Origin of the sequence: Algoriphagus sp. UBA3586 (assembly GCF_002376385.1) — a bacterium.
Classification (GTDB): domain Bacteria; phylum Bacteroidota; class Bacteroidia; order Cytophagales; family Cyclobacteriaceae; genus Algoriphagus; species Algoriphagus ornithinivorans.
In genome coordinates this window covers 170,958-195,533 of sequence record NZ_DFMT01000013.1, presented here as the reverse complement: position 1 = coordinate 195,533, position 24,576 = coordinate 170,958, and the positions used below count along the sequence as shown (strand labels likewise).

7 protein-coding genes are annotated in these 24,576 nt (G+C 42.4%); 4 read left to right on the top strand and 3 right to left on the bottom strand.

Annotation, left to right across the window (positions count from 1 at the left end):
- On the top strand, positions 1 to 459 hold a 459-nt coding region (locus B2906_RS04035), incomplete at its 5' end, for a UvrB/UvrC motif-containing protein (RefSeq protein WP_286935659.1).
- A gap of 5 nt (positions 460 to 464) precedes the next feature.
- On the top strand, positions 465 to 1,100 hold the full coding sequence (locus B2906_RS04030; RefSeq protein WP_286935658.1) for a helix-turn-helix domain-containing protein: 636 nt from the start codon (positions 465 to 467) through the stop codon (positions 1,098 to 1,100).
- On the opposite strand, the gene B2906_RS04025 is transcribed toward B2906_RS04030, so the two are convergent.
- A complete protein-coding gene (locus tag B2906_RS04025) occupies positions 1,084 to 2,007 on the bottom strand; it encodes a 1-aminocyclopropane-1-carboxylate deaminase/D-cysteine desulfhydrase (RefSeq protein WP_286935657.1) in 924 nt (307 codons plus the stop codon). The genes B2906_RS04030 and B2906_RS04025 overlap by 17 nt on opposite strands.
- A 54-nt stretch (positions 2,008 to 2,061) precedes the next feature.
- On the opposite strand from B2906_RS04025, the gene B2906_RS04020 reads away from it, so the two are divergent.
- Together B2906_RS04020 and B2906_RS04015 are read left to right on the top strand one after the other, a co-directional pair.
- The gene (locus tag B2906_RS04020; RefSeq protein WP_219957167.1) at positions 2,062 to 3,096 is read left to right on the top strand and encodes an RluA family pseudouridine synthase; all 1,035 of its coding nucleotides are present in this window, start codon (positions 2,062 to 2,064) and stop codon (positions 3,094 to 3,096) included.
- Positions 3,097 to 4,141: 1,045 nt separating this feature from the next.
- Positions 4,142 to 8,473: a hypothetical protein gene (locus B2906_RS04015; protein ID WP_286935656.1), complete on the top strand. Its 4,332-nt coding sequence runs from the start codon at positions 4,142 to 4,144 to the stop codon at positions 8,471 to 8,473.
- Positions 8,474 to 8,670: 197 nt separating this feature from the next.
- On the opposite strand, the gene B2906_RS04010 is transcribed toward B2906_RS04015, so the two are convergent.
- The gene (locus tag B2906_RS04010) at positions 8,671 to 10,896 is read right to left on the bottom strand and encodes a glycine-rich domain-containing protein (RefSeq protein WP_286935654.1); all 2,226 of its coding nucleotides are present in this window, start codon (positions 10,894 to 10,896) and stop codon (positions 8,671 to 8,673) included.
- A gap of 644 nt (positions 10,897 to 11,540) precedes the next feature.
- Positions 11,541 to 24,398 (bottom strand): PKD-like domain-containing protein, encoded by a 12,858-nt coding sequence (locus B2906_RS04005; RefSeq protein WP_286935652.1) that lies wholly within the window; start codon positions 24,396 to 24,398, stop codon positions 11,541 to 11,543.
- Between the last annotated feature and the right edge of the window lie 178 nt (positions 24,399 to 24,576).

Genomic DNA, 24,576 nt, shown 5'->3' with positions numbered 1-24,576 from the left:
GAGCGAAGCTTGGTTCAGACGATTGGAAGAGCAGCAAGAAACTCTGAAGGTAGAGTGATCATGTATGCGGATAAAATCACTGAATCTATGCAAATGGCCATTGATGAAACCAAAAGAAGAAGGGCGCTTCAGATTGCTTATAACGAAGAGCACGGCATAACTCCTACCACTGTTATCAAGTCTCGAGATAAAATCATGGGTCAAACGAAGGTGGCGGATTCCAAGAAGAATGCAAAAGTATACGCGGAGCCTATGCCTGGAGAAAGCCAGCTGGCGGCCGATCCTGTCGTACAGTATTTGAGTAAAGAGAAGTTGGAGAAATTGATCGCTCAAACTCAAAAACAGATGGAGAAAGCGGCGAAAGAGCTCAACTTTATGGAAGCTGCAAGGCTGAGAGACGAGTGGCAATCTCAAAAGAGCCGTTTGGAGGAATTGAAAAGAGGCCCTGGGAAAAGCTGATAAGCATGACACTTCAAGAGGTAAAAATATTGGCTTCACAAGGGGAAGGGCTGACTCTTGAGTTCAAGAAAAAAGCTGCATTTCCTGATAAAATTGTGAGAGAACTGATTGCTTTGGCAAATACAGAAGGCGGGGTTTTACTGCTTGGAGTGGATGATGATGGGACGGTTAGTGGACAAAGATATATAGAGGAAGAAGTCTTTGTGATGCAGAAGGCTATAAAAGAATTGATTTTTCCTGCCTTACCCTATGAACTGGAAACAGTCAAAATCAATGAGAAAAAAGGGGTTGCTCTTTTTAAGGTCTTTAAAAGCCAAGAGAGGCCACATTATATTTTAAATCAAAATAAAAAAAGGGCATTTGTAAGGGTCGCAGACCGCACTGTTCAGGCTAGTAAGGAAGTTTGGGAGATTTTGAGGAAAGGTAGAAATCCCAGGGACATAGTTTTTACTTATGGTCAAAAAGAAGAAATCCTGATGAAGTTATTGGAGGAGTCTGGAAAAATTACCCTCCAAGACTTTATGAAAGCTGCTAAGTTACCCAAGTTCTTAGCCAGCAAAACGCTTGTTCGGTTGGTCCTCGCCAATGTTTTGAAAGTTCATCCTCAGGAAAATGAGGACTTTTTTACTTTGAAGAATTAGGGAGTCTGATTCCAGTTCTTTCTGTAAAGCCTTCATTTCCCTGAAGCCCTCCGCTGTGTATCAGCAGAATTTTAGAACCTTTTTCAAATTGATCTTTTGAGATTAAATCCCAAACAGCAAAAAATAATTTTCCGGTGTAGATAGGGTCTAAAACCACTCCAAAGTTTTCATAAAAGCTCCAAACGAAATCAATCAAATCTTGCCGGTAAGCTGCATATCCTCCAAAATGATACTTGGAGAAAATCTTCCAAGTACCTTCTGGAGAAATACTAAAGTTGCTAAGAAGATTCTTAATTTCCTTATGAATAAACTCACCTTTAAGGGAGGATATGCCCCATAACTGCTGATGCCCTAATAGACTGTTTGCCAAACCGGCAAAGGTTCCTCCTGTTCCAATGGCGCAAACTATGTGGCTGAAGTAACTGTCCTCCTTGTCTAATATTTCGGAGGTTCCCTGGATAGCAGTTGAATTGGTGCCCCCTTCAGGGATCAGGTAAAAGTCTCCAAATTGCTCTCTCAATCCTTCAACAAAGGAAGGCTGGTCTTTTTTTCTAAACTCTCCTCTACTGATAAATTCAAGTTGCATATGGTGATTTTCCGCAAAACTCAAGGTAGGGTTTAAAGGCTCGATTCTTTCTCCCCGGATGATTCCGATAGATTCAAGGCCTTCTTGAAATGCTGCTGCCGCAGTAGAATATATATGGTTTGAATAGGCTCCTCCGAAGGTAAGTATCTTTTTTGAACCAGATTTTTTTGCGGCTTCCAGATTGTATTTCAGCTTAAAAAATTTATTTCCAGAAACTGTCGGATGAATCAGGTCGAGTCGTTTGATGGCCAGCTCCACTCCTTTTGACTCTAAGAGTGGATGATCCAACACTTGATTGACCACTGGATTTGCTAAAATCATGAGGGAATTTAAGGCTTTTGGTAAACTTAATTTTCATCCTTGTATTTTTGTTGCATGAATAAGTTACCCGAAGAGGAATTTGAAGACGAAGAAATCGAACTGTATGAGCATTATCGATTTAATGTTGACAAAGGACAAACGCTCACTAGAATAGATAAATTTTTAACCGAAAAGGTAGCAAATGCCACTAGAAACCGGGTGCAACAAAACATTGAATCTGGTGGGGTTTTGGTCAATGGAAAGCCAACCAAACCTAATTACAAGATTAAACCTGGGGATGAAATCAAGGTGATGTTTGCAAAACCCCCTAGGGATAATGAGGTAATTCCAGAGCCTATTTCTCTTGATATTATCTATGAAGACAATGATTTGCTGGTAGTCAATAAGCCAGCAGGAATGGTGGTTCATCCTGCGCATGGAAATTGGTCAGGAACCTTGGTAAATGGATTGGTTTATTATTTTCAAAATTTGCCTGAAATGAAAGGCAATGAGGGAAGGCCTGGATTAGTTCACAGAATTGATAAAGATACTTCTGGTCTTTTGGTGATAGCCAAATCCGAGGAATCTATGACCTTTTTGGCTGCCCAATTTTTTCATCATACCATAGAAAGAACGTATATAGCCCTTGTTTGGGGAGAACCAGCGGAGGACTCAGGGACTATCACAGGCCATGTTGGAAGAAGTGCCAAAGACAGAAAAGTAATGGATGTCTTTCCGGATGGTTCACAGGGAAAGCATGCGGTTACTCACTGGAAAGTTATCAAGCGTCTACGATATGTGACATTAATTCAGTGCAGGTTGGAAACCGGAAGAACGCACCAGATCAGAGCGCACATGAAGTATTTGGGGCATCCGCTTTTCAATGACTCCATGTATGGTGGAGATAGGATTTTAAAGGGAACTCAATTTTCCAAGTATAAAAGTTTTGTTCAAAACTGCTTTGATATCATCCCACGCCAGGCTTTGCATGCAAAGTCTCTGGGTTTTATCCATCCTAAGACAGGGGAGAAGTTATTCTTTGAATCTGAACTGCCGGAGGATTTTTTGGCAGTTTTGGAAAAGTGGGAATCCTATGTGACTCACGAATAAGCAAAAAACCACAGTTAAGATTACATTCTTTTGATATAAATCAAAAATAACCCCCTGTTTAATGCAAATAATGTAAAAATCGAGATTCAGATTAAAAATATTGCAATAAGAGCGATGTATTCAAGCCTATAATTATCTAATCACTAATTTTCAATCGATTTCATTAAATAATCTGTAAAAAAACAACAGAAACTTTAAATAATTTGCAAAAAACAATTTGATCGCCGTATATTTGAAACAGCAAATAAGCTAAAAGTTCACACACATACTGTAGGATGTTGAAATTGGCAGACAAGCCCTCCTGTCTCGAGGGTGGAGGCCGTGGGATAAAGCATTTTAGCGAGCTCGTAAATTTGCCTAACTACTCCGTGGAGGTTCGAATCCTTCTCCTACAGCAGGTTATTTTGGGTTTATTGTTAATTGACTAAAACCATGAGATTATGTTTCATGGTTTTTTTTATGCCCTTTTTTAAAAGAAACGCCCTTCATTCACGATTTTCAAAATAGGAATTAACAAATCCATAATCATCAAGTGAAATTCTTAGGGTTAGTTATAAAAAGATTAACAAAAAATGTGTTTAAATAAAAATACTGTAAAAAATTGATTAATTTGTTATCAAAATTTTAATAAATAGGAGGTTTTTCTAATTTTGACGTATCGATTAATGAGTTTTGTTATTCATCTAATAAATATGAAGCTCTCAAACCATTTATCACTTCTCTGTAAAAAGCAGGGAAAAAGAAGCGAAGATTAAGCAGTGGAGACATTGATGAGCAATCAGACAATGTGAGTTAATCTTCGCCTTCATTTGAATTTAATCGCTGTGAAAAGCGAAACGATATAATGTAGGATGTTGAAATTGGCAGACAAGCCCTCCTGTCTCGGGGGTGGGGAAATCGGAATAAAGCATGGAACAAACCGGACTATTGCCTAACTACCCCGTGGAGGTTCGAATCCTTCTCCTACAGCTAAAAGCAGTCTGATGAGGGCTGCTTTTTTTATTTTTTGTTGGAGTATTTAGTTATTTTGGTCCAAAATCCTGCTATGATCAAGAGCTTCAAAGAAAAAATATCCAAGCATCCTCTTCGAAAGAAGGTATTGAGGGTGTTGATGATAGTTTTTCTGGCTTTAATTTTCCTGGAATTTTTAATCTATTTCGGTTCTAACCTCCTCTTAGTCAATTGGACTAGAACAAAATTGAATGAAGCAACTGGCGGAGTATATGAGGTTGATTTCAATCGGTTGAACTTTTCCCTACTTCGCAGAGGTGTTTTCCTGAATGGGATTATTATGAGGCCAGTGAGTCTTGAAAATGCCGGTGAAGACCAAGTGCTATTTGATTTTACTCTTGACGAATTAGCCCTTAAAAATATTTGGTACGATTGGTCTGAAAAGATTTTTATTATAGGAAATATAAAACTGGATAATCCAAACCTCAACCTAGAGCTTTCAGAGTCTACCATTTCCAATGCAAAAGAGAGAGATAGTTTAAAAGTTTCCCAAGTAAAGAGACTAGAAAATGAAATCAAGAAAAGTATTCAAAGAATTCCTTTTGGAGGGATTTTTATCAATAGAGTAGAAATAGATCATGCAGACTTATTCTTTTTAAACTTTTTGAGTCAAAAGTCTATCAATGCAAAAAATACTCGATTGATCATTGAGGATATTGATTGGACGAGTTCCGAAGAATGGGAGACTCCTTTCAATGCAAAGGGATTTGAATTTGATTTGGATCAGGTTGAGTTTCTTTTGCCTGATGGCATCCACACCATTTATGCCGATGAGGTCTTCGTGACTTCACTGGAGAATCAAATTCAGATTGAGAAATTCCAGCTTAGATCAGATAAGTCGATAGAGAGTTTTGCATATTATGATATGGACCTTGATCAACTTCGGGTAGGTAATGTAGAGTTGAATAAGGCCTTTATGGAATCGGACTTGGAAATCGATGAGATTATTTTGAACAGCCCGGATTTTAAGGTGATCCGATCTGATAATCCCAAAAACAATCAAAATCAAAATGGTGACTTAAATGATCTGATTTCTGGCTTGTTAAAGTCGTTCTATGTGAAGGAATTATCCATTAATAAAGGAAAATTCTTGACCTATCACTTGGAGGATTCTCTGGAAAATAGAATTGAGGTTTCGGATCTGAATTTCAAAATGGTCAAGTTTTACTTGGGAGATGACCAGACCAGAAAGAAAAATCAGTTTTTCTATGGAGAAGATGCTTCCATGGAGTTGGGAGATTTAACCTTGTACTTGTCGGATCAGGTTCATTTGATCAAGGGAGAAAAAGTTATGGCCTCCTCTTTTTTAGATAGAATTCAAGTACAGGGATTTGAAATAAAACCGAGAGACAGTACTATTTTAACCAAAAGACCACATCAGTTAATTGATATTAGGCTGAATGAATTACTTTTTTCTGAGGCAAATTTGAAAAAGTTATATAATCAGGGAGTCTTGGATGTGGAGAAGTTGGAAATTATCTCCCCCAAAGTACAGGTAACTGATTTGGAAGCGGACTCAGGAATAGAGGAAAGAAAGGGGAGGGGGGCTTCTCTTTTAATGGGCTATCTGAATGAGTTGAATATTGGTGAATTTGATTTGAGGCAAGGAGAGGTGCAGTTTCAAAATCAATCAGGTATTCGGTCTGATGATATTGGTTTTGACCAATTCAGTTTGTTTTTGGAAAATGTCCGCTTTTCTCCTGATACTGCCATGCAACTTCGGGATATACTTTTGGCAGATGAAATGATTTTAAGTTTGGATAAATACAAGCTCAAACTGAGAGATAACTTACACATTTTCAGTGCTGATAAAATCATTATTGACTCTAAAAAATCACTGATCGATGTTCAGAATTTTTCTCTGAAACCCGAATCTCGGGCGAATATCCAATCTGTGCTTGACACCTATAAAAAAACTGTGGCAGTTGATTTGAAGGTGCCTTCATTTCGTGTAGAGGGAGTTGATATCAAAAAGGCTTTGCTTGATCAGGAATTATATATCAAGCAAATTTTGGTTCCTAGACCTGAACTTACCTACACCAAGTACAGAGATCGTTCTCAAAAAAGAGAAGCAAATCAGTTGGATTCTGCTGAAGGGATAAGAGAATTATTGGAGTCCTATTTTGCCATAGTTTCCATTGATTCTGTCAGTTTCCAGGAAGGGAAATTCAACTTTTCAGATCTTTCGGGGAGAAGGGAGATTAGTTTCGTGGAAGAAGATTTATCCCTTACGCTGAAGGGTTTTTATATGGATAATCTTGGTAATTATGATGAATCCAAGACCTTCTTTTCGGACGAGATCATTTTGAATTTGGCTGATTATTCCTTTTCTCTGGCAAGAGGAGATTATGATGTTACGACCAGTAATTTGGTTTTTAATACAAAAAACCGAACGCTGGTTATTGATACATTGCGCTTGATGCCGGGTGACAATCTGAGGAGTAAGTTGTCTTTGTCATTGATTTTACCGAAGGTGAGCTTTGAAGGGATCGATTTGGAGGACTTTTTATTCGATAACCGATTGGATTTAGACAAACTTAATGTAGTCGGCAGTACGATCAGTTTGGAAATCAATCCTGCTATAGAGTCAAAAAACAGCCCGATAAATCCGCGGGTTAGAAGGAGTTTAGATTTTATCAAGGTTGGAGAGATTAGTGCGTTGAATTCTGATTTCAGATTGAATTACATACAAGGCCAAACCGATCTCCAATCCCTACAAACCTCCTTTGATATTACAGTTGCAGACTTCTATTTGGATGAGCAAGCCAATCGAGAGATGGATTTATCCGGGCTTTTTAAGCAAATCTCAATAGGGATCAATGACTTTTCTTTTGCCCTGCCAGATAGTGTGCACTCTGTAAGACTATCCAATTTGACGTTTGATACAGAGCAAGATGAGACCATTCTATCCGGAATAGAAATCCTGCCATTAAAGCCTTTGAATTTGACTGATGGACCGGTTTTTCAAGGGAAAATCCAGGAGATTGGCTTAAGAAATAATGAATTAGAGCAAATTCAGGAGTCAGGAATTTTTGATTTAACCCAATTAAGGATTTTGCAACCTGATTTTAAAATCTTTTTGGACAGTACATCCACCCAAATAAATAAAGAAAACCTGAAAGAGTTCAGGATCAAAGATGGTTTGGTTAATTCAATATTGCTGCAAAACATCAACTTGAATCAGGGCAATTTTGAGTTTTTTTCAAAATCAAATACTCCATTAAATGGACTAGCTTTCAAGGATGTTGACCTTTCATTAAAGAAGCTGGATCTGGATTTATTGGATTTAGAAGAAAATATCAGTCCAGAATTACTTTTCAAGAAGCAGTTGGAGTTTAGTCTCAAAGATTATAATTATTATTTACCGGATAGTATGGAGTTGTTTTCCATTGGTAGCTTTTCCTACTCGGATGAGAATTTAGTATTTGATAAAGTGAGGTTTAGGCCAGCGATGGGAAGGTATAATTACTTGAGGAAAAAGGGCTATCAGACTGATGCAATTGATCTTTTTTTGGATAGAGTAACTGTTGAAGGCTTAAATTTTGAACGCATCTTTGCCAACCAAGGCTACCAAGCAAAAAAGCTTAATGTAGAAGGGATGCGTTTGGATGTATTCAGGGATAAGCGATTGCCTATCCGACCTAATGCTTACAAACCTATGCCTCAAGACTTATTAAAGAATGCGTCCATCCGTGCTTTAGTAGACTCCATTCAATTAAGAAACGGTTTAATACGATATCATGAATTCAGTCCGGGAGCTCAGCTTCCAGGTCAAGTCAGTTTTCATGACATGAATGCTTCCATTGTCCCATTTGCAATGAGCTTGGAAGGGGAAAAGCATCCTATTGACTCTTTCAAAGTAATAGCTACAAGCGAATTGATGGGAGAAGGAAAAGTTGAAATGAATTCTACTTATTATTTTTCAGATGGATCTCCCATTAATTTATCGTTCAAAATGGGAGAAATGCCACTGGAATATGTCAATGATATTTTAAGTAAAGGAGCATTTGTAAAGGCTCGATCGGGAAAAGTGAATTCGGCTGATTGGTATTTCAAATTGACAGAGGAAGAGGCAATTGGAAAAATGACCTTTCTATACGAAGGATTGAAGGTGGATTTATTGGATTCCCTGACCTTGGAAAAAGGAACAGGGAAAGTGGCATTTGAATCATTTTTAGCCAATACCTTAATTAAGAATAACAACCCAAGAAGGCTCTTGGGAAATATCGTTTCCTCTGATATTTATTTCAAAAGAGATAAAACCAAGTTTATTTTCAACACTTGGTGGAAAGCAACTCTTACAGGATTGAAAGGAAGTATGGGGTTAGGGCAACCACAAATGCCAAAAAGAAAAGAGGAGGAATAAAATACTTCTCCAAGTACTAATTAGAAACTCAAAAATGGAAAACCTGCTGTGGAGATCAAATCCGTGTGTATTTTGCAAGTTTATCCTATATTCAGATGCTTATGAATTCAGGCTATTTATTAGGTCAATTCTATTTTTTAAGGAAATAAAAGCGGAATAATCTTGTGTGGAAAATTACCTTAGCCCGACCGAAATTTTTATTGAATTAACAGCTTCACTTGCTGGGATTTTTCTCCCCAAGAAATATTTACTAAATAAAGCCCTCTAGGCATTTGTGCCAGTTTTTGGGCCATTGACTCTTGCAATTCATTAGGATTTCTGAAAAGAAAGGTTTCAGCTACTCCAGTGACGGAAGAGACTGTAACACCTATTAACTCATCATGGTAAGCTTCCGGATTTAAAAGTTCTAATTGGATAGCAGTTCCGACCTGACTTGGAACTGGGTATGCTACCCAAGAAAGGTTGCTTGCTACGGGATTTACTCGCACTGACCGAGTGACCGAATAAGAGGATTTTCCGTCGAAGTCAACCTGCTTGATTCGATAATATACCATACCTCCCGCTGCAGGTAGCTGGGTATCTTCGAAAGAATATGAAACAGGACTTTGGCTATACCCTTGACCTTCAACTCTCCCAATAGTTTCCCACTCTTTTACAGTGTTAATTGCCCGCTCGATTTCAAAGTGGGAGTTTTCCCATTCTTTTGAAGTAGACCATTCAAGAAGACCTGTTCTTTTGGCTAGATGATAGGTTGATTGAAACGATAGGAATTCGACAGGAAGGATTCTTGCAATTTCGTATCTGACGATAACCACTCCATCAGCACCAACTCCTCCATTCGCATCTTCTCCACCACCACCACCACCAGAACCAGGCGTTAATCCATCCTCACCATCTTCATCCTCTTCTCCTCCATCTCCTCCGACAGAGCTGCCGCCGGTGCCGCCACTATCTACACCTCCACCGCCGCCCCCCGCAGCATATATTCTGTCATCGAAGATCATTATTTGTATTCCTCCACCACCGTTACCACCTTCTTCTTCATCAGCGTTTTGACCATCTCCTTCAACTCCACCACCTCCGCCACCGGCATTTTCATCCCCTCTACCTCCTCTATTTCCATCAGTACCCCCTTGTCCTCTATCACCATTGTTTCCATCATTTCCCGCACCTCCCCCGGAGCTTCCAAAAAGATTTCCACCTACAACCGAAAAACCAGTTGTGGAACTGATTGATGAATCGAATCCATCATTAGCTCCTTCACTATCAGATGAACCACCTCCACCACCGCCTGCAGCTATGACTTCATAAATTCCACCGAGATCAAATGTCGTTGAGCTGCCATCCTGACCTGGATCCTCATCGGTAGTTGATCCATCACCGCCTGGTCCTATATCAATATTAAACGAACTATTAACTGGAAGTCCCTCCGACTCAATTTCAGATACTAAAGCCCTGGCATGGACTAAACCCCCAGCTCCGCCACCTCCTCCAGCATCGGCTCCACCCCCGCCTCCGCCTCCTACTACAAGTACCTCAAATTCTAATAATCCAGTAGGCGCTTCCCAAACACAGTCATCAAAAAATTCAATAATTACAATACCTGAGACAGTTCCGTCGTCAATATATTGCCAGCAGCCGCCACTAGGTGGTCCATTAGTGTCAGAGCAATCAAGACTGGGGTCTACGATTGCGCCCCCTGTCAGATTTCCATCATCTGGTGATTTGTTTACTAGCAAGGGTGCTTTAAAAGGTCCGGTAAGATTGTTTCCAGTTATTCTTCCATCATCAGTATCAATATCACCACCAACGGATATGGTATTACACTGATTGGTGTTTAGAGGTCGAATGATTGCATCGTTATCATCATTGTCAAGGTCATCTTCAACGGTTAATGATCCTGCTAAAGTGACTAGATTATTATTTATAAAATCCCCTCCTACAGAGGTATTACCTAGATTTAGGATACCTTCATCATTCTCTAAATCTCGCTCAACGGTTAAGGTGCCGCTACTTGAATTGATTAAGCCTTCATTGGTTACATTTCTAAAAAAGACTGAGCCAAAATTATTTAGGACCTGACTTTCTCTAATTCGAAGGTCTCTATTGGTGCCAGGGTCTCCAAACTGCCCATAGTTGTTTATTGTAATATCGTCCCCATTTAAATTGGCAAAATCATTTGAATAGATTACACCGTTTGCAATACAAATCGTCAGATCGTCTCTATTTCTAAGATTGATTCTGCTGGATCTATTTCCTAAAATACATACTACATCACCATCTTGAATATTACGATTTGGTGTAGGATTTCCATTCCCAGAAAAAGTAATGGTGCATGGCCCACATTGCCCCCACGCTTTTTCCATACCCAAAAAATGGGTACTAACAAAAATTAGAAAAAATAGGAAAATTCCTTTTTTCATGCTTTCGCTTGATTGACTGGTAAGAAGTTATAAGAATAACAGGGTGTTATGAAAACAAATAAATGGGTGATTTGTTTCGGGAACAAATATAGCAATATAAAATGCAAAAAAAATAGTGATGAAAGTATAAATATTTCTTTTCAGAAATTTGAGTAGCCTGTTGTTTAGTAAGTTACAAGAAATCCCTGCTGACAAACCTCGTAAGATTGAAACTTTCTTTGGAAATCCTCCGGAAGAGTAGAATTTATATCTAAATAACAGCCAGTTAACTGAACGGTTCTTTTTATTCCTCAAAATTTTGATATCTAAGCCCAGATAGTACTTGGCTTGATGAAAAAGCAATTGGCTGGTGCACATTTTGATAATTCGAAAAGAGTGGCTCATAGAGTTAGTTCAAAGGTTTTGGAATTTGAAAACCTAGTTCTTTCAGCTTCTGACCTGAAATGTTATTGAAGTCAAGACTGATGCATAGTTTCGAGTTATCTTGTAGATCGATTACCTTCCAACTTCGCTATTGATCATAGAAGTCCTAGAAATTTTGAACCAAGAGAAAATGTTTTAGGTATAGATCAATCCAATTTGCTTTCTTCTACTAAATTAAGATAAGCACACCTAGACTTACGAGACTGAAATCAGTTTCGGATTTACCTTTGAAGAATTACTTTGTGATATTCTTTTTGATCGCCCCAGGAGATTTCTAAGGTATAAACGCTCGCAGCTTTGGTTTGGAACCATTCAGATATTTGAGTTCCCATATCCTTCAGTCCCTCGACCTTAAAGCTTTGATATTGGCCTGTGGCAGCGATGATTCGCAAAGTGATCTCCTCATCATTATAAAAACTGTCATCCATCAATTCTATTTCAAATGGATAACCTGAAGTCGGATTCGGGAACACTCTAAATCTAGTTACTCCTGGCAAGGCTTCAACCTGAATGGACTTGGTATTGCTGTAGGTAAAGCTTCCGTCAAAATCCACTTGTTTTAAGCGATAGTAAAGGAGACCGCCGGCCAGTGGAAGGTCAAAATCTCTAAATTGATATTCTTTTGATCCGTCTGAATATCCAGCGCCTTCTACTTCCCCGATTTTATTCCAATTCTTAACATTGTTGTCCGAACGCTCAATTTCAAACCGGTCATTTTCCCACTCTTTTGCAGTGGCCCAGGCCAGATCGCCAGATCTGTGGGAAGAATTGTAGATAACTGTAAAATAAAGGTAATCCAGAGGTAAAATCCTGAAATTAGGGTAGCGGATATAGACTACTCCTTGGAAGCCATTGCTTCCTCCTGTCCTCCCGGCACCTCCGCCCGACCCGTAGGTGGTGGCAGGTAGACCTAAACCAGTATTATTTCCTCTTCCCCCTGCATAGAAGGTAGCCCCACCAGCTCCGGTATAAGGACTTCCTCCCATACCCGGTGCATTGACAGTAGCACCTGAAGAGGTGCCTCCACCTCCGGCACCATAGAAAACGGCCTCACCTGAGATGCGTTGTTCTACTCCATTTCCTCCTGAACCTGCACTCATTAAAGATGCATTCCCAGTACCATTACCACCACTTGAAGCATTTCCTCCTCCTCCGGCTCCAGAGCTTCCGGCACTTAGAACAAATGCATTACCGCCATCGCTTCCATATGCAGACATTGCTGCACCTCCAGATGAAGGATTGGCTCCACTGGCTGCTCCACCACCTCCGGAAGCGCCAGCTCTTCCTTCTCGTAAATTTGAGTCTGTATTGGAGGAGCCACCACCTCCGCCACCTGCAGCACTTAGGTCATTGAAAGTATTTCCACCTGAATAGGTAAAGCTTGGACCGGTAAAAGTTGACCCAGTTCCATCTCCACCTTGTTGATTAGCACTGGTCGCACCTAAACCTTGTCCACCTGGGCTTACTTGGAATACAGCACCTTGTAATCCCGGTTGGCCATTCATACTGATAGCGGTATAATGCTGATAAATAACAGCTCCTCCGCCGCCACCGCCAGCAGCATTTCCAAAACCGCCGCCTCCGCCGCCGCCGACTACCATCACTTCAAACTCATCCAATCCATCAGGCGCATTCCATGTCCAAGAAGAACAATCACCAGTAATTCGAATGACTGTATAGCCTTCAGAGTCTGTGTATTGGTATACATCTCCTGTTCCACTACAGGGAGATGGGTCTGGACAATCATAGGTAATGACAAACCTACCACTTGGGCCAGTAGTTGACACAATGGCTTGAGCTAACCGGTCGGCTAAAGGCTCAGAAGGCGGTACTTGTGTCGCAAAGATATCCGAGCCTGCAAATACCAAGAAAATCTGGCCACCAGGTATTACTGTAATTGTCTCAATAGCGGTATTTCCACCTGTGCCATTGCCAAATGCTTGAATAGTGATTTCGGATACTCCCGCAGGAGCAGAGTAGGTTGCATTTCCACCTGCTTGGAGATATTCCGTGCTGCAATTGATCCCAAATGGAGTGGTATTATTGTTGGGTACTGAATAAGGACATTGATCACCCACTCCTTGGATGGAGTTGATGGTAAGGATAGTTGTCCCTTCATTAGAATATGGGAGAGACTGAAATGTAAATTGACCAGCTGTGGTGACCGTAACGGTAATCGTTTGATCTGCCACCTGATTCGCACCGCTTGTGCTGTAATTTATTTCATAATCTCCAGGACTGAGTTCCGTGCTAAATAACGTAAATGTGGAAACGTATGGAGGGGTAGAGCCGACTGCAGGATTGTCCACCTCTATACTCGAAATAGGGTAGGTTGGATTATCCACAGTGATGGTTCCTGTCGCGCTGATTGTGCCACAACCACCGGTCAAAGGAATACTATAATTGAAAACGCCCACCTCACTTGGAGTACCCGAGATGGTTATATCTCCGGTAGACGAATTGAACGCGGCGCTCACACCCAGTGGTAAACCATTTGCGCCTGCTACTCCTGCATTTGCAATTCCCGTCGCCCCAGTTGAGGTGTGAATAATGGTAACAGGTTGAGGCACATCCAGGCACAATGGTGGATCTGGATTAACCGGGTCTACGGTATTCTCTGGAGTAACGGTAACGGTAACTGTATTAGAAGGTGAGGAAACACAGTGAACACCATTCAGAGTTGAGACGGTTATTCTTCTGAATTCTGTCGTTTCTGTTAAGGCCGGTGAATCATAAGTAGCTCCTGTTGCACTCGGGATAGATGTCCAAGTTGAGTTAGATGAATTTCTATACTCCCAGATATAGCTGATATTTCCATCTCCTGTACCAGATGCGGTGCTGGTAAAAGCTGCTGGATCATCTCCTTCGCAGATGGATTGGTCTGCTGCAATAGTTCCTGCCAAAGGTTCGCTTTGCAAGGTAATGGTAACCGGGTTAGAGGGAGGACCTTCACAAGAAAGGCCATTTACAGTAGAAATCGTGTACCTCCTGTATTGTGTAGTAGTTGAAAGTAAAGGAGGATCAAAGGAGGCTCCTGAAGGATTGCTGGGTACGTCTACCCAGTTTGGAGTTCCTAGGTTGGTATTTTGTTCCCAACGGTAGGAAATAACAGCTCCCGCGTCTTGAGGAGTATATGTATTTCCGGTAATTGTAGCTGGAATATCACCTTCACAAACAGTTTGATCACTTGCTATAATACCTGCATCCGGTACATCTTTGACTATGATTAACCCTTCGGCCCGAACTTGTTGACATGAACCTGTAGTAAATACCTCATAGGCATATTCTCCTGGTGTGGTTGGAGAGCCATTGATTCTCAAATTTCTACCGTTCCAAGTAGCGGTCACTCCTACTGGCAAACCGGTAACAACTGGACCATCCAATCCTCCCCCAACGGCATATTCAATATCTACAATTGGAGAATCCTCGCACACCACCTGGCTATCATCAGTGCCTACGGCAGAAGTGAGTCTAATGAATGGTGAAAGGGTACCGAATGAAATATCGTCCAATGCAAAATCGTTGCCTCCTAGAGCGGTGTTTAAGTTAACAATTTCAATTACTGCCGTCGTTGCAGTTCCCGAACTCCAGCTTGGATTAGACCTAAACTCTCTCCAGTTATTCAAATTTACCTGAGCTTGACTAGTTGGTTCAGGGGCAGTCGATAAGTCCAATACCGTTCCAACTAATTGACCATTGATTTTAAATTGAAGTCTAGCATTTGATGCTGGATTTAAATTCATGGCCCAAGCTGAGAAATAGTATTCCGTAAACTGCTCCACGGTGACTTCTTGCCTCCAAATAACTGGTTGTCTAAGCGGGCTGCCGATTAAAGCACCTCCATTCACCATCATGAAATTCCTAGGCCCAGTAGCATTATTCGTATGGTCCCTTCCAAAAAAGTTAGTATGATATCCCTGAGGAGTTGTAGTGGTGCTTCCGTGTGCATTGACATTTACGGCATAATATCCTTCTGGCCATAATCCCGTTGCAGGATTACCATTTACATAATAAGCTTGATTTTGAGTGTACTCCGTAAAGAAACTAGGATTTGCAGGATCAAAGTTTGTAAATGAACCATCCACAATTAATTCCTCTGCAATGCTGATTGAAGATGTACTGGTACATCCATCAGGTGATGTGGCTGTCACGGAATAAGATCCAGCGATATTGACAAGCACCGAAGAAGTTGTTTCTCCGGTATTCCATAGCCAAGTAGTCCCAGTGACATTTGAACTAGCAACCAAAAGTACACTTCCATCTACTGCACAGTAATCAGCCTGCAAGGTAATTACCGGTGTAGGGTCAACTGTAATAGTGAATGATCGTGATGGACCCGGACAATTATTCACAGTAGGTGTCACGGTAATAGTGGCCGTTATCGGTCCAGAACTTGGGTTTTCAGCCACAAATGATGGAATATTTCCGGTACCGGAGGCAGGTAAGCCTATAGATGGGTTACTGTTTGTCCAATTATAAACTACTCCTGCAACTCCATTGCCAGTAAAATTCACAGCCGTCGTAGATTGACCAGAACAACCGATGTCTTGATTGGGAATTGCATTTACTGTCGGTTGAGGACGAACCAACACAACCACTTCAAAGGTATTTCCAGTACAGCCATCTGGCGTGGTAGGTGTAACAGTATAGGTAACCGTTTGATCCACCAATGAAGTATTGGTCAATGTCTGGGAAATGCTTGTTTGAGGACTGGCAACATTAGTTTCGCCGGTTATATTACTATTAGGTGTTACAGTCCATGTGTAAGTATTGCCAGCAGGAACTATACCATTGGTGCCATTAAGAGGAGTGACACTAAATGTTGCTCCACTACAAATAGTAGTTCCAGTGATGTTGGATATCACCGGAGTAACATTGACATCGATGGAATTTGTGATTCCGGATACCGCCGTACATCCTCCAGCATTGCTGTAGTTGACTGAAACGTCTTTAGTACCGCTTGTTAACCAGGTTAGGGTAACTGAATGGTTGGTAGCTCCTATACCACCAGAATTAATGGTATAATCAGTTCCGGCAGTTCCAGGTATGGTCCAAATATAGTTTGTCTGCCCAGGTTGTGTGGCATAGGTAACAGGAGCTCCTACACACAAGTCGGTAGTGGGGGCACTGGTAAATGATGGAGTAGGAAGTGCGATTACATTCAAGGTATTAGAAACCGCTGAAGCTGCTGTACAATTATTGGAATTACTGTAATTGACTGTAACGTTTTTGGTGCCGCTTGACCTCCAAGTCAGGGTAACTGAGTTATCAAATGGGCCTATTCCTCCAGCAGTGATCGTAAAGTCAGTACCTGCAACACCCGGAACACTCCATACATAGTTACTTTGACCTGATTGAGTAGTATAAGTTACCGTAGTTCCCACACATACATCCGAGGTAGGTTGTGTCGTGAAAGTCGGTACGGGAAGTGCATTAACGATGGTAGAATTGACCACTGCAGCTGCCGCTGTACAATTATTGGAATTGGTATAATTTATTGAAACATTTTTTGAACCAGCCGTCAACCAAGTCAGCGTTACTGAATTGCTTGATGGTCCAATTCCTCCTCCCGTAATGGTATAGTCTGTACCCGATGTGCCCGGTAAGGTCCAGGTATAATTTGATTGTCCTGATTGAGTGGAATAGGTCACAGAGGTACCCACGCAAACTTGAGCTGGCGGAGCTGTGGTGAAAGTAGGCGTAGGAAGCGGATTGACAATTGTTGAATTGACCACAGCTGATGCAGCAGTACAATTGTTTGCGTTTCTATAATTAACCGAAACAGCTTTTGTACCTGCGGTCAGCCATCTAAGTGTTACCGTATTACTTGACGTTCCGATTCCTCCGGCTGTGATGTTATAATCAGTACCAGCAGTCCCCGGTATAGTCCAGATATAATTGGATTGACCAGATTGAGTGGTATAAGTTACTGGAGAACCTACGCAAACTTGCGCAGGAGGAGGCGAAGTGAAAGTTGGTGTTGGAAGTGCATTTACCAGAGTAGAGTTGGTGGTGGCAGTGGCGGCAGTACAGCTGTTGGCATTGGTATAATTGATCGATACAATTTTAGTTCCACTTGTCAACCAAGTTAATGTAACTGTGTTGTCGGAAGACCCAATACCTCCGGATGTAATGTTGTAATCAGTGCCAGCCACACCTGGAACGGTCCAAATATAATTGCTTTGACCGGTAGTTGTCGTGTAGGTGACTGAAGTTCCCACACAAACTGCAGAAGGTGGAGCTGACGTGAAAGTCGGTACGGGTAGAGGATTTACAATCACAGAGCTGCTGACTGCAGAAGCCGCGCTACAATTATTTGCATTGGAGTAATTGATGGACACTACCTTTGTCCCGGCGGTCAACCAAGTTATCGTCACTGTATTGCTGGAAGAGCCTAATCCTCCAGAGGTAATATTATAGTTAGTACCCTGTGTTCCTTGAACAGTCCAAGTGTAATTGGATTGTCCTGACTCGGTGGTGTAGGTTATTGAGGAACCAACGCAAATCTCACCTGAAGGAGCAGGAGTCAAAGTCGGAACAGGCAATTCATTTACCACAAAAGCTCCAGAAATACTGGATGTCTGATCCGGCCCGCATCCTCCAGAGCTTGAGACTACCACATAATAATACTTTGGAATTCCGTCGGCATTGTCAGATGGAGGAGTAAACTCATTTGAATCAGATCCTACTTGAGTATCAACACCCGGGTTGATCACTCCGGTAGTGTTGGTGTACCATTGGTAGGACAATGAACCAGTCCCTGAAGCGTTGACATAAATTGGGCTAAATGGACCTTGACCTTCACAAATTGTATCTCCGACAAGATCCTCAGAATCGATATTCGTCAAAGGATTGACAATAAAAGCACCTGATATGGATGATGTAACTGTTCCGCAGCTTGGGCTAGTTGCAGTGGCATAATAGTATCTTGGCAACCCATCAGCCACACTCGCGTCAGAAGGAGGGGTGAAAGTAGAATTTGTTTCGCCGGAAAGTAAAACGCCAGAAGTGTTATCGGGAGTTGTATTTTGATACCACTGGTAAGTTGCTGGTACGCCACCATCACCTGTCGCGGCTATTGTTAGTTGGGAGAAAGTTCCTGCTCCTAAACAGAATACTTCATCGGGAGCTGACGAGTCAAGGTCTAGGTTAATCGCTGTTCCGGACGGAGAAACGATATAGGCGCCGGTTAGGTCAGACGTTTGTGCAGCTCCACAAATTCCTGACACCACCACATAATAGTATGAAATACCTTCAGGAGAAGAAGGAGGAATAAAGGTGGCTGAAGTAGCTCCGGATATTGCTGTACCCGGATTAATACTGATGTCTGAATTATCAGGCTTGCGATACCATTGGAAAGATAGAGCTGAACCTGTGGCGGTAATATTGATAGGGTCAAATCCATCTCCAAAACACTCAGTATCCCCTAACTGACCCGGATCAATCTCAGGATCGATGGAAACGGGTGTGCTGATTTCAATGCTATTCGAAGCTGGAGTTGGAATCGAACAACCATTTGCATCTGTATAATTGACGGTCACTGTCTTGGTTCCTGAAGTCAACCATTGAATAGTGACGGTATTACTTCCTGTTCCGATTCCTCCCCCTGTAATAGTGTAATCAACTCCTTCTGAACCTGAAATATTCCAAGTGTAGTCCGATTGACCACTCTGGGTGGTATAGGTCACGGCATCATTCAGACAAACCGGGTTGGATGGCTCTACTGTAAAACTTGGAGAGGGAAGAGGGGCCAGATTAATGGTATTTGAAGCTGGGGCAATTCCAGTACATCCATTTGCATCCGTGTAATTTACTGTAACCGTTTTAGCTCCATCAGTCAACCACTGAATAGTTACCGTATTGCTACCAGTAGCAATACTTCCCCCAGTTATGTTGTAATCGCTTCCCGCTGTACCGGATATGGTCCAGCTATAATTCGACTGTCCTGACTCTGTGGTATAGGTGACATCTTCTCCGATACATACAGGATCCGATGGTTCCACAGTAAAGGTGGGAACTGGAAGAGGATCCAGTGTGATTGTATTCGAAGCTTCTGTTGCACTTACACAGCCATTTGGGTTGGTATAACCGACCGTCACCGTCTTATCCCCATCGGTCAACCACTCAATGGTGACGGTATTGCTACCAGTCCCGGTACTGCCAGCGGTAATGTTATAATCCGTTCCAGAAACTCCAGAAACTGTCCAGATGTAGTTTGACTGACTCGCTTGAGTGGTATAAGTGACCTGATCACCAATACAAACTGGATTTGAAGGCTCAGTAGTGAAGGTTGGGACAGGAAGTGGGTCTAAATTGATGGTGCTAATTGCAGGTGAGATCCCTTCACAGTCATTGGAGTTTTCATAATTCACCGATACGGTTTTTTGCCCATCAGTAAGCCAAATTAGTGTGATTGTTTCATGAGTTCCACCAGAGACAATAGAATAGTCAGTTCCTTCATCCCCTGAAATTGTCCAATCATAATCTGAAAAATCTGAGCCAGATTGGGTAGTATAGGTAACTTCTTGACCTATACAAACTGGATCTGAAGGTGCAATTGTAAATGTTGGATTCGGCAATGAAAAAATATCGATAGTACTTGATGCGGGACCTGTTCCAGCACATCCACTTCCATTTTCATAATTAACGGTAACGGTTTTGAATCCTGTCGTTAACCATTCTATAGAAATAGAATTGGTATTGGTCCCTCCTGCAGTTATGTTATAATCCGATCCTTGAATCCCTGTAATATTCCAAGAGTAATTTGCACGTCCTGATTGTGTGGTATAGGTCACTATCTGGCCTAAGCAAACATCGCCTGATGGCTCGATATTGAATGAAGGGCTTGGTAGAGGACTAACGGAAACAGAACTATTAATATAGGCGGAAGCCAAACATCCATTGGAATTAGAATATCTTAAGAATACCTGTTTTGTACCCTGAGTTAACCAAGTTAGTGTGAGGGAATTGCTTGTACTGGTACCGCCTGAATTTATGGAATAATCAACCCCCGCAGTACCGGATATCTGCCAATCATAATTCAATTGTCCGGATTGAGTAGTATACGTAACCTCCTCTCCAATGCAAACGACACCGGTGGGTTGTGCAGTAAATGTAGGAGTTGGTAGTGCATTCACTATAAGGTTACGGGTAGCTACAACAGAGGCACAGCTTCCCGATCCTGGAACTGTATAGCTAAAAGTTGTTGTTCCAGCAGAAATAGCGGTAACAACACCTGTAGAACTATTTATGGAGGCTACAGCTGGATTACTTGAAGTCCAAGTTCCTCCCAGCGAAGTGGAGGAAAACGTAGAGCTCTGTCCTACACAAAGTTCATTTGCTCCGCTTAATGTCCCAGCATTGGGCGCTCTAGTTACGGTAATAGATCGGGTTTCAAAGTCATCCGGGCAACCTCCTGAACCGGCAACTGTATAGGTCAGGATTGCTGAACCTGCTGACACACCTGTCACAACTCCAGTTGATGGGTTTACTGTTGCTACTGCAGGATTTCCAGATGACCAGATACCGCCTGAAACTGTTGAGGAAAAGGTTCTAGTTCCCCCTTCACATACCTCTTGGGTTCCACTCAAGGTTCCTGCATCTGGTGGTGCTGTGACCGTGATGCTAATGCTTGTTTCGGGAGCTGGACAACCACCACTGGCAGGAAGCCTGTAAATAATAACAGCGGTACCGGCAGAAACTCCCGTCACTAAACCTGTTGTGGAAACTGTGGCTATAGAAGGATTTGCCGAGGACCAGGTACCGAAGGCTGTAGATGATAAAAGTTGAGTATTTCCTCCTATACAGATATTTTGATTTCCACTGATAGTTCCTGGACTGATGGGCTTATTTACGAAAACTGTTCTGGAAGAGGTAGCCACACTACAGCCTGTAATGGTATAGCGTATGGTCGCTGCCCCTGCGCTTACTCCGGTAATTACGCCAGTGGAGGGATTTACTGTCGCTATGGAAGGATTAGTTGATGACCAAACTCCCCCTGCCATGGTGGAAGTAAAGGTGGTAGTCCCACCTTCACAAATAGATTGCGAACCATTAACAATACCGGCTGTTAAGGTGTAAGAAATTTTGATTCGACCGGCACCACCTTCACCACCAAAAACCGAAGAACTTGACCCATCCCATCTGGCACCACCTCCGCCACCTCCTGGAACTTGGCCTGGCTGACCACTAGTATTTTGTGTATTGGTTCCCGCACCCCCATTTCCCCCTTCTCTTCCAGCTGGAATTGTTCCTGGAGTAATTACTCCACCATTTGCCCCATTTGAATTAGCATAGCCGGAAGATCCACCACCACCACTACTTGATCCGGATTGGTCGCCGCCTCGTCCTCCTGCATAGGCAACATCATTTCCAGTTCCAACGGAACCTCCAGCACCTCCAGTTCCAGAATTACCAACACCGGTTCCGCCCCGTGCAAGTAAGCCTGTACCAAAGGTAGTATTGCCACCATTTATGTTGGAGTTATTTCCACCCCTTCCAACAGAATAATTAAATGAATTTCCCGGGCTTACAGTTAAAATTGATCTTGAGTAACCACCTCCGCCTCCGCCTCCAGCTTCATTTCCACTTCTAAGTCCACCTCTTCCTCCACCTCCCCAGGCTTCCACGATAATTTGTGTTACTCCATTAGGAACAACCCATGTGCCTGAAGGATTGGTAGCGAAATCCAAGGTCTCTACACAGCCACAATCTTCAACAATGATAGTTCCTGTTGCAGAAGCCACTCCGCAGGTGCCCAATAATTCTATACTATAATTGAATGTACCGAGTTCGGTGGGATTACCAGTGATATTAATTTGACCGGTAGAAGAATTAAATGTCGCACTGACACCTGCAGGAAGATTGGTGATTGTTCCAATCCCCGTTACCCCAGTAGTACTATGGGTACGGTTTATATTTCCAGTAAAAAAGCAGACGGTTTCTGAAGCTACAGGAGTTACCGATTTTCCTGGGTTTACTCTTATGGTTTTTGTTACTACAGCGGGACTGCAAGATCCACCACTCGCTGTAAGTTGTAAGGTGATAAGGCCCAATGCACTGTCATTTGCTCCGGCGGTGTACCTAGCATTGGCCGGGCTATTGGCATTGGTCCAAGTTCCAGTTCCGTTTAGGTTAGTCCAAACACCACCTGTAGCGGCTCCACCAATACTTCCACCCATTGGGACTGAAGTCTCTCCATCACATATTTCTGCTAAGGCTGCGCCGGGGTTTGCTGTTGGACCGGAAGTAATTGTAAGAGTTTTTGTAGCTGTAGCAACACCACAAGCTCCTCCTGTAGTGGTCAGAGTTAAGGTTATAGTTCCTGTTTCAGCGGCTCCGGCCGTGTAGGTGGCATTTGCTGGATTCGTAGGATTTGTCCAAGTACCAGTTCCTCCACTCCAAATTCCCCCAGAGACAGATCCACTTACAGATCCACCCATGGCAGGAGTAGTTTGGCCTTGGCATATACCCGCTAAAGCCGGGCCAGGGTTGGCTTGGGGAAGGGCGTTGACCTGAATGGTTTTTGATACGGATGTAGAACCACAAGTTCCTCCCGAGGTAGTTAAAGTGAGTGTGATTAAACCGGATTCTCCTAGTGCTGCGGTATAAGTAGCGGTAGCAGGATTGTTTGCATTGGTCCATGAACCGGCTCCACCAGACCAAGTTCCTCCAGTGGCTACCCCTCCAATACTTCCACCCATCTGAGCTGATGTTTGACCTTGGCATATCGCAGCTAGTGCCCCTCCAGCATTTGCTGTTGCTCCTGGGTTTACAGTGATATTTTTCGAGGCGCTTACCGTGCCACATGAGCCGCCTGAGGAAGTTAAAGTTAAAGTAGCTGTACCGCTGTAGCTTGCGGGTGGAGTCCAGGTGGCATTTAGAAAATTTGCATTAGGGCTAAAAGTTCCTCCAATTCCTCCATCAGACCAAACTCCACCAGTAGCGCTACCTCCAACCGAACCTCCTAATTCAGCGGAAGTACCTCTTTGACAAATGGCTGCCAAAGCAGGTCCCGCATTAACGGTTGGGTTGGGGTTGACGGTAATGTTTTTTGAATCGGTATCGCTGCAGCTGCCACCTGTTGTGGTCAAGGTTAGGGTAGCTGTACCAGAATAACCTGCAGGTGGAGTCCAAGTTGCATTTAGAGTGTTCACATTTGGGCTGAAAGTTCCTCCTGCACTGGATGACCAAGTTCCACCGGTGGCCGATCCTGAGACACTTCCACCCAAGGCGATGGAAGTTCCACCTTGACAAATTGCCGCCATAGCTGAGCCGGAATTGGCTATCGCTGTGCAACCAGGTCTGAGGGCTAATAAAATTGCTGCACTTCGAGCATTATTACTTATGGTTACAGTGCCATTTCCTGTAGACCCTGGATTTGATTTTATTGCCCAGGCTCCCCCGATCCCCATATCCAAATCAGCATTGAATGGTTCATCAAATACCTCTGTCAATACCCCAGGATCGGTTGTGGACCAATTACCATTAAATGATCTGTTGTCGTTGATTGCCGCCAACATCACCACTGCAGCATTACTTGTAACTGTTGTTATTGAACTTGCGGTAACAGTTTGGGAATTCCCATTAGTTTGAATTACTCCGGTGGCATCGAATGGATTGGTAGTATCCACCCCTGAAAAAGCAATTATTGCACCTTGCATATCGTCAGCGTCTCCATCACCGTCAAATCCAAAATTAGCCGCACTTAAATCGGCTCCGGTAGCTATTTTATAGAAAAAGTCTACCCTCCATTCGTCATCATCATCAGTACGATATCTAGAACCAGCAATAAATGTCCATCCCGCAGGAGGTGTGGCCTGATTGAGTGTTTCGTCATCATTATCTGTTTGATGAATTGTCGAAATCATCAAATCACCAACTTGAAGTCCACTGGGTCGAGCGATGGTAAGTGTATTGTTACCACTGGTTGCAGTTGTCGCAGTACCTCTTTGAGCTATCTGCCCCCAAACTTCTCCAGCTCCACTTAAAAATACCAAGCCCAAAAAAAGAGAAATCAAGCTAACTTTTGAAAAAATGTAAGCCTTGAGTTTCTCTCCAAAAAATTCCCTTAACTGCATGCAAACCAAATTATTGTGTCCAATCACGCAAAAATTACTTTTAATTCCAAACACACAGTTGAAATGCGATCGGAAGAAAAGGTTTACCATTGCTAATATGTAATTCGACAACTGCATTTTTTTTAATCTCCGAGTAGTGAGGAATACTATAAATGTACAAAAAAACGTATTTCAAAAT

Bases quoted from the DNA above. Each gene is read 5' to 3' on its own strand.
- B2906_RS04030 (WP_286935658.1), top strand. From the start codon at position 465: ATGACACTTCAAGAGGTAAAAATATTGGCTTCACAAGGGGAAGGGCTG.
- B2906_RS04025 (WP_286935657.1), bottom strand. From the start codon at position 2,007: ATGATTTTAGCAAATCCAGTGGTCAATCAAGTGTTGGATCATCCACTC.
- B2906_RS04020 (WP_219957167.1), top strand. From the start codon at position 2,062: ATGAATAAGTTACCCGAAGAGGAATTTGAAGACGAAGAAATCGAACTG.
- B2906_RS04015 (WP_286935656.1), top strand. From the start codon at position 4,142: ATGATCAAGAGCTTCAAAGAAAAAATATCCAAGCATCCTCTTCGAAAG.
- B2906_RS04010 (WP_286935654.1), bottom strand. From the start codon at position 10,896: ATGAAAAAAGGAATTTTCCTATTTTTTCTAATTTTTGTTAGTACCCAT.
- B2906_RS04005 (WP_286935652.1), bottom strand. From the start codon at position 24,398: ATGCAGTTAAGGGAATTTTTTGGAGAGAAACTCAAGGCTTACATTTTT.